The sequence below is a fragment of the Streptomyces sp. NPDC046915 genome (assembly GCF_040644935.1).
Lineage (GTDB): Bacteria > Actinomycetota > Actinomycetes > Streptomycetales > Streptomycetaceae > Streptomyces.
The window spans coordinates 541,806-552,989 of the sequence record NZ_JBEYXB010000005.1 but is presented as its reverse complement, the minus strand read 5'-3'; the positions used below and the strand labels follow the sequence as shown (position 1 = coordinate 552,989).

Sequence of the window (11,184 nt, the reverse complement as noted above, 5' to 3'; positions counted from 1 at the left end):
AAACGCCCGGTTACATTCCGAACCCGGAAGCTAAGCCTCACAGCGCCGATGGTACTGCAGGGGGGACCCTGTGGGAGAGTAGGACACCGCCGAACTCCTTTTAAAGCTCTGGCTCTTGGGCATCAGCCCAAGAGCCAGAGCTTTTTTGCGTTGAGGTAAGGTCAGGGGGCATCGTTGGTACGTTTCCCACAGGAGGCCCCCGGGTGGAGGTCCAGGAGACCCGTGTCCAGACGGACCGGGTCCTCACCATCCCGAACATCCTCAGCATGGCGCGGCTCGTCGGCGTACCCCTCTTCCTGTGGCTGATTCTCCGGCCGGAGTTCGGGGGTCCCAAGAGCGACGGCTGGGCGCTGCTCGTGCTGGCCCTGAGCGGGATCAGTGACTATCTGGACGGCAAGCTCGCGCGGCGCTGGAACCAGATCAGCAGCCTCGGCCGGCTTCTTGATCCGGCCGCCGACCGCCTCTACGTTCTGTCCACGTTGGTCGGACTCACCTGGCGCGAGATCCTGCCGGTGTGGCTGACGGCAGCACTCCTGGCGCGAGAGCTGGTTCTCCTGGTGATGGTGGGCATCCTCAGGCGGCACGGCTATCCGCCACCGCAGGTGAACTTCCTGGGGAAGGCGGCGACCTTCAACTTGATGTATGCCTTCCCCCTGTTGTTGCTCAGTGACGGAAGTGGATGGATCTCGTCACTCGCTGCTATTTTCGGATGGGCGTTCGCAGGGTGGGGTACAACCCTCTACTGGTGGGCAGGAGTGCTCTACGTGGTCCAAGTCCGCCGCCTGGTTCGTGCGGACGCCATGGCCGGCTGAACTCGCCGAATGTCCGGACGTAGTGGCTTGCGATGGCCCGCGACGGAAAAGTGCGGGACAATCTGGACGGGTGAAGTCGGCTGGACCGTCGTCTCTTAGAGGAGGACGCTTCCGACATGAAGGCCGTCGTGATGGCCGGTGGTGAAGGCACGCGCCTTCGCCCCATGACCTCGAGCATGCCAAAGCCGCTCCTGCCCGTGGCGAACCGCCCGATCATGGAGCACGTGCTGAGGCTGCTCAAAAGGCATGGGCTCACCGAGACCGTCGTCACCGTGCAGTTCCTGGCTTCGCTCGTCAAGAACTACTTCGGTGACGGCGAGGAGCTCGGAATGGAGCTCACGTATGCCAATGAGGAGAAGCCACTCGGTACCGCCGGAAGCGTCAAGAACGCCGAAGAGGCGTTGAAGGACGATGCCTTCCTTGTCATCTCCGGCGATGCCCTGACCGACTTCGACCTCACCGAGCTGATCAATTTCCACAAGGAAAAGGGCGCGCTGGTCACCGTCTGTCTGACGCGTGTGCCCAATCCGCTGGAGTTCGGCATCACCATCGTCGATGAGGAAGGCAAGGTCGAGCGCTTCCTCGAGAAGCCGACCTGGGGACAGGTCTTCTCGGACACCGTGAACACGGGCATCTACGTGATGGAGCCCGAGGTCTTCGACTATGTCGAGGCGGATGTCCCCGTGGACTGGTCCGGCGACGTCTTCCCGCAGTTGATGAAGGAGGGCAAGCTGGTCTACGGCTATGTCGCCGAGGGCTACTGGGAGGACGTCGGTACTCACGAGTCCTATGTGAAGGCGCAGGCCGACGTGCTCGAGGGCAAGGTCGACGTCGATATCGACGGTTTCGAGATCTCCCCGGGCGTATGGGTTGCCGAGGGCGCCGAGGTGCACCCGGACGCCGTGCTCAGGGGGCCGCTCTACATCGGCGATTACGCCAAGGTCGAGGCGGGCGCGGAAATCCGAGAGCACACCGTCGTCGGCTCGAACGTGGTCGTGAAGAGCGGTGCCTTCCTGCACAAGGCCGTCGTGCACGACAACGTCTACGTCGGCCAGCACAGCAATCTGCGGGGCTGTGTCGTCGGCAAGAACACCGACATCATGCGTGCCGCCCGGATCGAGGACGGCGCGGTCATCGGTGACGAGTGCCTGATCGGCGAAGAATCGATCGTGCAGGGCAACGTACGGGTCTACCCGTTCAAGACGATCGAGGCCGGCGCCTTCGTGAACACCTCGGTCATCTGGGAGTCCAGGGGCCAGGCGCATCTCTTCGGCGCCCGCGGCGTCACCGGAATCCTGAACGTCGAGATCACGCCCGAGCTCGCGGTACGGCTGGCCGGGGCCTACGCCACGACCCTCAAGAAGGGCTCCACCGTCACCACGGCCCGCGACCACTCCCGTGGCGCCCGTGCGCTCAAGCGGGCGGTCATCTCCGCGCTCCAGGCCAGCGCCATCGACGTACGGGACCTGGAGAACGTACCGCTGCCGGTGGCCCGGCAGCAGACCGCGCGGGGGAGCGCCGGCGGGATCATGATCCGGACCTCTCCGGGTGTGCCGGACTCCGTCGACATCATGTTCTTCGACGGGAACGGAGCGGACCTCTCGCAGGGGAGCCAGCGCAAGCTGGACCGGGTGTTCGCGCGGCAGGAGTACCGGCGCGCGTTCCCGGGAGAGATCGGCGATCTGCACTTCCCGGCGAGCGTCTTCGACTCGTACACCGGGTCGTTGCTGCGGAACGTCGACACGACCGGAATCGCCGAATCGGGGCTCAAGGTCGTCGTGGACGCCTCCAACGGCAGCGCCGGGCTCGTGCTGCCCAGTCTGCTCGGCAAGCTCGGTGTGGACTCGCTGACCATCAACCCGGGTCTCGACGAGTCCCGGCCGACGGAGACCGCCGAGATACGGCGGTCGGGGCTCGTGCGGCTCGGTGAGATCGTGGCGTCCTCGGGTGCCGCGTTCGGCGTCCGGTTCGACCCCGTGGGCGAGCGGTTGTCGCTCGTCGACGAAAAGGGCCGGATCATCGAGGACGACCGGGCACTGCTCGTCATGCTGGACCTCGTGGCAGCAGAGCGGCGCAGCGGGCGTGTGGCGCTGCCGGTGACGACGACCAGGATCGCCGAGCAGGTCGCCGCCTATCACGGCACCCAGGTCGAGTGGACCACCACGTCTCCGGACGACCTCACGCGCGTGGGAGGCGAGGAAGGGACCATCTTCGGCGGTGACGGCAAGGGCGGGTTCATCGTCCCCGAGTTCAGCAGCGTCTACGACGGTGCGGCCGCCTTCGTGCGGCTGATCGGGCTGGTGGCGCGCACCCAGCTCACCCTCAGCCAGATCGACGCCCGTATCCCGCGGGCGCACGTCCTGAAACGGGATCTGGCGACTCCCTGGGCCGTCAAGGGACTGGTCATGCGCCGGGTCGTCGAGGCCGCCGGTGAACGCTATGTCGACACCACCGACGGTGTGCGGGTCGTCGAGACCGACGGGCGCTGGGTGATGGTGCTGCCCGACCCGGCCGAGGCGGTCACCCACCTGTGGGCGGAGGGGCCGGACGACGCCTCCGCGCAGGCCCTGCTCGACGAGTGGTCGGGGGTCGTGGACAGCGCCGGACGGTAAAAACCGCCGCACGCGCGCGTGCCGGACACGTGTCCCCCAAGGGGGCCTGTCCGGCACGCCGGTGGGGCCGTTCGGAGGTACTGGTCGCGACATGCGACGATGTGCGGCATGCCGCAGCAACCCCCCATTCGGAGCACACCCTCGCGGCCCGCGCGTCCGGATGCCTCCATGTCGTTGATCACCAACGTCATGGACCACAGCCTCGACGACGGGTACGCCGAGGCCGCCGCCCGGAGGAAGGCCCAGGGGGAGGCAGGCGGGCTGCCCAAGACCCTCCGGGCGAAGCTCGGTCTTGCCGGCGGCCTGGTCCTCGCGGCGCTCGTGGTGACCGTAGGGGCGGCACAGGCCCGTGTGGCGGCGCCCGTGGTCGCCAAGGAGCGCCAGGAGCTGATCGACCGCATCGACCGCGAGACGTCGGCGGCGGACAAGCTCGAGGGCGACGTGGACACGTTGCGGGACGACGTGAGCGAGCGCCAGCGGGCGGCGCTGAAGAAGAGCGGCGGCAGCGGGCAGGCTGACCTGGCGGGCGTTCTGTCGGGCGCCACGGCAGTGCACGGACCCGGCGTCAAGCTCGTCGTGAACGACGCCAAGGAAGCCACCACCGGCGGCGACGGCAACCCGCGCGAGACCTCGGGATTCTCCGACACCGGCCGGATCCGCGACCGTGACATGCAGCGCGTGGTGAACGGGTTGTGGGCCTCGGGCGCCGAGGCCGTCTCCATCAACGGGCAGCGGTTGACGGCCCTGTCGGCGATCAGGGCCGCGGGTGACGCGATACTGGTCGACAACAAGCCGCTGGTGCCGCCCTACACGGTCCTGGCGGTGGGGGACGGGAAGAAGCTGAGCACCAGGTTCCAGAACAGCGCCGACGGGCTGTATCTGCACGCCCTGGAAGAGAACTACGGCATCCGGACCGGCATCTCCACCGAGAGCGACGTCCGGCTGCCCGCCGCACCGAGTGTGATCGTACGTACAGCACAGCCGAACACTGAGAAGGGCACATCGTGATCGCCGTACTGGGCCTCGTCGTGGGAGTCGTGGCCGGCCTGTTGGTCCGGCCTGAGGTTCCGGCGGTTGTCGAGCCTTATCTGCCGATCGCCGTCGTCGCGGCGCTGGACGCCGTCTTCGGCGGCCTGCGGGCCATGCTCGACGGCATCTTCGACGACAAGGTCTTCGTGGTGTCGTTCCTCTCCAACGTGGTCGTGGCCGCGCTGATCGTATTCCTGGGCGACAAGTTGGGCGTGGGCGCGCAGCTGTCCACCGGCGTCGTGGTGGTCCTCGGTATCCGCATCTTCTCCAACGCCGCGGCGATCCGGCGCCACGTGTTCCGGGCGTGACACCGATGAGCGACCAGGACGAGCAGCCGGAGAACAGGCTGCGCAAGGAACTGCCCGCCGAGGTCCCCGCGCCGGCCGAGGCGCCCGAGCAGGCCGCCGCGGAGCCGCCTCAGCAGGCGCTGACCGGCCGACAGCGCTTGGTCCAGGGACTGTGGCCGCTGCGCGTGACCCGTGCCCAACTGATCGTCGCTGTACTCCTGTTCGGCCTCGGTTTCGGTCTGGCCGTGCAGGTGGCGTCGAACAGTGACAGCGACAGCGCCCTGCGCGGCGCCCGCCAGGAGGATCTCGTCCGTATCCTCGATGAACTGGACGACCGCACTCAGCGTCTTGAGGACGAGAAGCAGGGACTGGACAAACAGCGGCAGGAGCTGCAGAGCAGCTCCGACCAGGCCGCGGAGGCGCGCAAGCAGACCGCCGAGAAGGAGAAGCAACTCGGCATCCTCGCGGGCACCGTGGCGGCCGAGGGTCCCGGCATCACGATGACGATCGACGACACGAAGGGGACGGTCAAGGCGGACATGCTGCTCGACGCGATCCAGGAGCTGCGCGCTGCCGGTGCGGAGGCGATCCAGGTGAACGGTGTCCGGGTCGTCGCCGGCACCTACCTCACGGACTCCGGCAAGAGCGTGAGCGTCGACGGGAACAAGATCAACGCCCCCTATCGTTTCAAGGTCATCGGCAAACCGCAGGACCTCGAGCCGGCGCTCAACATTCCCGGAGGCGTGGTGCAGACTCTTGAGAAGGAGCAGGCCACCGTGACCGTCGAGCGGTCGACCAAGATCGTCGTGGATGCCTTGCGACCGGCGAAGCAGCCTGACTACGCTCGGTCGTCCTCGTAGTGAACCGAGAGTGCATGGGGGACGTCCGGCAGGGGCATGAGGTTGCGGGGGGTCGGCGCACGGAAGGGGTGGTGCGTGGTGGAAACTGTCTGGTGGCTACGGACGTTGTGAAGGTGTCCGGGTCGGCCGGTGTAGGCAATCAGGGTTCGTCCTGCCCCACGGGCGGGTCTGTTTCGGTCAAGGGGAATCGCCCGTGAAGTTGTTTGCGAAGTTGTTCGGCAAGAGCGCGCGAGAGGGCAGTGACAACGCGACTGCCCGCCATCGCGCACAGCCTGATGCAGAAGGTCAGCGTCCGCTGTTCCGTGACCAGGTGGCTGGTCCGGGCGGTGACATTTCCGGAGGTCAGGGCGCGCCGTCTGTTGACCCTGCCCAGCCCGGCGGCATAGGTTTCGGGCAACCGTCAACCTCAGGTACGGGTGGAGGGTTTGCCTCTGGCCCGTACGCGTCCAACGCTCCGGCGGGGCAGGAGGATCCGTCCATGTCGGTCCTGGTGTGTACGAGGTGCGGTAACCGCAACGCGGAGAACGCCCGCTTCTGTTCCAACTGCGGTGCGCCGCTGCGCCCCGGCGCCGTGCCGGAGCGTGCGTCCGAGACCACGAGCACGATCTCCATCTCGGGCCTGGAGGCCTACGACGCGGAGGCGACCGGTCAGACGCCGATGCTCTCCCCGGAGGCGCAGGCGGCTGTCGACGCGCTGCCGCTGGGCTCGGCGCTGCTGGTGGTGCGCCGTGGGCCGAACTCGGGCAGCCGCTTCCTGCTGGACAGTGAGCTGACCACGGCTGGGCGTCATCCGCAGAGCGACATCTTCCTGGACGACGTGACGGTCTCGCGTCGGCACGTGGAATTCCGGCGCGCTCAGGACGGCTCCTTCACGGTGGCCGACGTGGGCAGTCTGAACGGCACGTACGTCAACCGTGAACGGATCGACCAGGTCGCTCTGTCGAACGGTGACGAGGTGCAGATCGGCAAGTACCGGCTGGTCTTCTACGCGAGCCGGCAGGGCATCTGACCCTCCCCCGGACGCCGTCCGGGGGGACCCCCAGGGAAGGTCCATGCTTCGAACACCGAGCGGCGGTGCCGGGCACGGCACCGCCGCCACGGACAGTGGGCTGATGAGCATCGGCACGGTGCTGAACGTGCTGCGCGAGGAGTTCCCCGAAGTCACGATCTCCAAGATCCGGTTCCTGGAGTCGGAGGGGTTGGTCGAGCCGCAGCGGACCCCTTCGGGGTACCGCAAGTTCAGTGCCGAGGACGTCGAGCGCCTCGGTCACGTCCTGAGGATGCAGCGGGACCACTATCTGCCCCTCAAGGTGATCCGCGAGCACCTGGACGCGATGGCGCGCGGCGAGGCCGTGCAGTTGCCGGTCGTGGGGCGCCAGCGCGCCGGCGAGTCGGTGCTCGAACCCGTGGAGGGGCCCACGGCCGCCCGGATCGGGCGGCTCGAGCTGCTGGCGGCCGCCGGGATAGACGAGAGCGACCTGAAGGAGTGGGAGTCGTACGGACTCATCGCTCCCCTCGAGGGCGGGGTGTACGACGCGGAGGCCGTCACGGTGGCCGCCCTTGTCGCGGAGCTGGGGCGGTTCGGGATCGAGCCGCGCCACCTGCGAGTGATGAAGGCCGCCGCCGACCGGGAGGCCGGGCTGGTGGACCAGGTGGTTGCCCCGCTCAAGCGGCACCGCAATCCGCAGACCAGGGCGCACGCCGAGGCCCGTACGAAGGAGCTGGCCGCGGTAACGGTGAGGCTGCACGCGGCCCTGGTGCAGACCGCGCTCGGGGTTAGGCTGCCGTGAGCGGTACTGGTGTGCGAGAGGCCGGATCGGGCGCGCGTTCCCGGCCCGACTACCCAAACATCCCGGGCACGGCCTAGGGTTGCTGTGTGAACGAGCTCGATGTCGTAGGTGTCCGGGTGGAAATGCCCTCCAACCAGCCGATCGTGCTCCTGCGTGAAGTGGGCGGCGATCGGTACCTCCCCATCTGGATCGGACCGGGGGAGGCGACGGCGATCGCCTTCGCCCAGCAGGGCATGGCCCCCGCGCGACCGCTGACCCACGACCTGTTCAAGGACGTGCTGGAGGCCGTCGGTCAGGAGCTCACCGAAGTGCGCATCACGGATCTGCGTGAGGGCGTCTTCTACGCGGAGCTGGTCTTCGCCAGCGGGGTCGAGGTGAGCGCGCGCCCGTCCGACGCCATAGCGCTGGCCCTGCGCACCGGAACGCCGATCTACGGCAGCGACACGGTGCTCGACGACGCGGGCATCGCGATTCCGGACGAGCAGGAGGACGAGGTGGAGAAGTTCCGCGAGTTCCTCGACCAGATCTCGCCCGAGGACTTCGGTACCAGCAGCCAGTGAGCGTGCCGGCCGACGGCGGACACGCCGTCCGTGACCGGCCGGTCGACGGTTCGTGACCGTCGTTCTGATGGCACTTGCCGGCGGCCAGTGAGAGCGTCCTGACGTTCCCCGCCAGAGCATTCGGCTAGCCTTTCCCCGCGGTGGGGCACGGGAAACCACTCTTAGGGTGATTATCACTCGGCGTGCCGAGTGTGGCGATCGTTGACGCACCCCCGGTGACTGCCTACCGTCGAGAAGGCAGGTCAAGGACGGAGGTCGGCGTGAGAAGCAGCGGCGACGGTACGGCTGGGGGTGCCCCCGGACGAGGTTTCGGGGAGAGCGGTCCGTACCCTCCCACAAGCTCTCGGCTCCGCTCGGGCACGGGGTATCCCCCCCATGGTGGCGCGGCCGACCACGTTCCGCAGCGACCGACGGCCGTGCCGAGCGGCGGAGGGGCGGCGTCCATGGCGTCGGAGCAGATCGGCTACCGCGGTCCGACGGCCTGTGCGGCTGCCGGCATCACGTACCGGCAGCTCGACTACTGGGCCCGTACCGGCCTGGTCGAGCCGAGCGTGCGGCCCGCCTACGGGTCGGGCACGCAGCGGCTGTACAGCTTCCGGGACGTCGTCGTCCTGAAGATCGTGAAGCGTTTTCTGGACACCGGCGTCTCGCTGCAGAACATCCGCACCGCCGTCCAGCACCTCAGGGAGCGCGGCTTCCGTGACCTGGAGCGCATGACGCTGATGAGCGACGGCGCCACGGTCTACGAGTGCACCTCCCCCGACGAGGTCCACGCCCTGCTCCAGGGCGGTCAGGGGATCTTCGGGATCGCCGTGGGCGTGGTGTGGCGGGACGTGGAAAGTGCGCTCTCCCAGCTGCACGGGGAGCGCGTCGACACCGGGGAGACCCTCGTCGGGCAGAACCCCGCCGACGAACTGGCGCGCCGGCGCAACCGGGCGGTCTGACGGCGCCCGCCCCTCCCTGCCCCTTGGCGGCGATGGGCGCTGTCCGTCCCGCCCATCGGCTGCCGGGGCGTTGTCAGTGGCGTGGTGCAGCATCAGAGGTGTGAGAAACGCGCCCACGATCCTGCACCTCGACATGGATGCCTTCTTCGCCTCGGTGGAGCAGGCGTCCAAGCCGAGCCTGCGCGGGAAGGCCGTCGTCGTGGGCGGGCTGGGACCACGCGGGGTGGTCGCCACCGCGTCGTACGAGGCGCGGGTCTTCGGGGTGCACTCGGCCATGCCGATGGCCCAGGCGCGTCGGCTCGCCCCCAACGCCGCGTATCTCGTCCCACGCTTCGGGCTGTACCGGTCGATCAGTGAACAGGTGATGGGCCTGCTGCGGGCGCTGTCCCCGCTCGTCGAGCCGCTGAGCCTGGACGAGGCGTTCGTGGACCTGGAGGCGGGGGGAACGGCCCGGGACGGGGAATCGGCACGGCTGACCGGGGTGAGGCTGCGCGCGGACATACGGGCCGTCACGGGACTGACGGGCTCGGTGGGGCTCGCCGCCTCCAAGATGCTCGCGAAGATCGCCTCCGAGCAGGCCAAGCCGGACGGGCTCGTGCTGATCGAGCCGGGGACGGAGCGGGCCATGCTGGGCCCGATGCCGGTGCGGACGCTGCCCGGGGTGGGGCCGGCGACCGGGGATCATCTGCGACGCGCCGGGATCACCACGGTCGACGAACTCGCCGAGGCGGGCGAGGACGAACTCGTACGGCTGCTGGGCAAGGCCCATGGGCACGCTCTGTACGCCATGGCGCTGGCGCACGACGAGCGGCCCGTGGTGGCGGAGCGGGAGGCCAAGTCGGTATCGGTCGAGGACACCTATGACGTGGACATCCATGACCGGCTCCGGGTCGGTCTGGAGGTGCAACGGCTCGCCGACCGGTGTGTGCGGCGGCTGCGCGATACCGGGCTGTCGGGACGGACCATCGTGCTCAAGGTACGGCGATACGACTTCTCGACACTGACCCGGTCGGAGACGCTGCGTGGACCCACGGACGATCCGGCGGTCGTGCGGGAGGCGGCGGCCCGGCTGCTGGACTCCGTCGACACGACCGGTGGCGTTCGGCTGCTCGGCGTGGGCGTCTCCGGGCTCGCCGACTACACGCAGGAGGACCTGTTCGCCCAGGCGGCGGGTGAGCTGGCGGAAGCGGCCACGGAGGAGACGGTGCCCGAGCCCGTCGCGGAGCAGCCGACGCAGGCGGAACGGCGCTGGCCCGCGGGGCACGACGTACGGCACGCGGAGTTCGGGCACGGCTGGGTGCAGGGCAGCGGGCTCGGGCGGGTCACCGTGCGCTTCGAGACGCCCGGCTCGGAAACCGGCCGCGTGCGGACGTTCCGGGTCGACGACCCGGCCCTGGAACCGGCGGATCCGCTGCCGTTGACCGCCCGGGCAGCTGCGGGCGGGCTCCATGACGGTGCGGTGGGATCCGAGGGCGAGACGGCCGGACCCGAGGGCGAAAGGACGAGACGCTGAGACGGCCGAGGGAACGGGTGTGCGTCCGGACGGGTCCGGTGAGGGGAGGGGAGCAGCCCGGTCGGTGGCGGCCACCGGGCCGCCACGCCCGCGCTCACTACGACGGTCCCGCCGTCTCGTCCGTGCCCGCCAAATGGCCGAAGTCGTGATCCGGGGGAGGGGGTGACGAGGTCACGTCGAGGCCGTAGTGGTGGTAGAGCTGGAGTTCCTGCTCGGGAGAGAGATGACGGCCGACGCCGAAGTCGGGCGCGTCCTTGATGAGGGACCGGTCGAAGGGGACCTGGAGGTTGCCGTCGATCAGTTCGCTGGGCTCCAGCGGGACGAAAGCGTCCCTGGAGAACAGGCCTGTGCGTATGGCCGCCCACTCCGGCTCGCCGGTCGCGTCGTCGAGGTAGACCTCGTCGATCGTGCCGATCTTGTCGCCATTGCGGTCGAACGCCTTGCGGCCGATCAGGTGGCGCGGATCGATGTCGGTTCGCACGGTCCCTCCTCTTGGTCGCAACTCATCCGTAAGCACTACAAAAGAGCACATTCACCAAGGTGGCCACTCGAGGCAACACGCGTTGACCTCGCTGGTACGCTGGCAAGCGGCTGCTGACCCCGCGCGGGAGAGTCCTCCGGACATCATCGGAGGCGCCGAAGGAGCAACTCCTCCCCGGAATCTCTCAGGCTCACGTACCGCACGGACGAGGTCACTCTGGAAAGCAGGGCGGTGTCTCGACGGCTTCCGCTCTCACCGACGGTGAAAGCCGGGGCCTTCGGGCGACCCGGTGAAGC

Annotated in this window: 11 protein-coding genes, 1 rRNA gene and 1 riboswitch; of the genes, 11 read left to right on the top strand and 1 reads right to left on the bottom strand. The window is 68.6% G+C overall.

Going from position 1 to position 11,184, the window contains the following annotated elements; all coding sequences use genetic code 11:
* From rrf to ABZ915_RS16525, 11 genes are all read left to right on the top strand, one after another.
* Positions 1-95, top strand: a 5S ribosomal RNA gene (gene rrf / locus ABZ915_RS16575); the annotation flags it as partial.
* A 108-nt stretch (positions 96-203) separates the two neighbouring features.
* Positions 204-812, top strand: coding sequence for a CDP-alcohol phosphatidyltransferase family protein (locus tag ABZ915_RS16570; RefSeq protein WP_361802419.1), 609 nt, complete (start codon positions 204-206; stop codon positions 810-812).
* Positions 813-928: 116 nt separating this feature from the next.
* Positions 929-3,424: a mannose-1-phosphate guanyltransferase gene (locus ABZ915_RS16565; protein WP_361802416.1), complete on the top strand. Its 2,496-nt coding sequence runs from the start codon at positions 929-931 to the stop codon at positions 3,422-3,424.
* A 168-nt stretch (positions 3,425-3,592) separates the two neighbouring features.
* Positions 3,593-4,432, top strand: a complete 840-nt coding sequence (locus ABZ915_RS16560; protein WP_361802413.1) for a DUF881 domain-containing protein — start codon at positions 3,593-3,595, stop codon at positions 4,430-4,432.
* On the top strand, positions 4,429-4,761 hold the full coding sequence (locus tag ABZ915_RS16555; protein WP_003988855.1) for a small basic family protein: 333 nt from the start codon (positions 4,429-4,431) through the stop codon (positions 4,759-4,761). Before ABZ915_RS16560 ends, ABZ915_RS16555 begins: the two co-directional genes overlap by 4 nt.
* Before the next feature lie 5 nt (positions 4,762-4,766).
* Positions 4,767-5,600 carry a DUF881 domain-containing protein gene (locus ABZ915_RS16550; protein ID WP_361802410.1) on the top strand — a complete coding sequence of 278 codons (834 nt, stop codon included), beginning with the start codon at positions 4,767-4,769 and terminating at the stop codon, positions 5,598-5,600.
* Between the two features lie 193 nt (positions 5,601-5,793).
* Entirely contained in the window at positions 5,794-6,609 is an 816-nt protein-coding gene (locus ABZ915_RS16545) for an FHA domain-containing protein (protein WP_361802407.1), read from the top strand.
* 43 nt (positions 6,610-6,652) lie between these two features.
* Positions 6,653-7,390: a MerR family transcriptional regulator gene (locus ABZ915_RS16540; RefSeq protein ID WP_361802404.1), complete on the top strand. Its 738-nt coding sequence runs from the start codon at positions 6,653-6,655 to the stop codon at positions 7,388-7,390.
* An 86-nt stretch (positions 7,391-7,476) separates the two neighbouring features.
* The gene (locus ABZ915_RS16535; RefSeq protein WP_026253112.1) at positions 7,477-7,950 is read left to right on the top strand and encodes a bifunctional nuclease family protein; all 474 of its coding nucleotides are present in this window, start codon (positions 7,477-7,479) and stop codon (positions 7,948-7,950) included.
* 260 nt (positions 7,951-8,210) lie between these two features.
* Positions 8,211-8,894 carry a MerR family transcriptional regulator gene (locus ABZ915_RS16530; protein WP_361802401.1) on the top strand — a complete coding sequence of 228 codons (684 nt, stop codon included), beginning with the start codon at positions 8,211-8,213 and terminating at the stop codon, positions 8,892-8,894.
* 100 nt (positions 8,895-8,994) lie between these two features.
* Complete coding sequence (locus tag ABZ915_RS16525; RefSeq protein ID WP_361802398.1) at positions 8,995-10,407, top strand: DNA polymerase IV; 1,413 nt, start codon at positions 8,995-8,997, stop codon at positions 10,405-10,407.
* A 97-nt stretch (positions 10,408-10,504) separates the two neighbouring features.
* Here ABZ915_RS16525 and ABZ915_RS16520 read toward each other — a convergent pair whose 3' ends face one another.
* Positions 10,505-10,888 (bottom strand): PRC-barrel domain-containing protein, encoded by a 384-nt coding sequence (locus ABZ915_RS16520; protein ID WP_361802395.1) that lies wholly within the window; start codon positions 10,886-10,888, stop codon positions 10,505-10,507.
* 114 nt (positions 10,889-11,002) lie between these two features.
* Positions 11,003-11,098: riboswitch (glycine riboswitch) on the top strand.
* Positions 11,099-11,184: the final 86 nt, after the last annotated feature.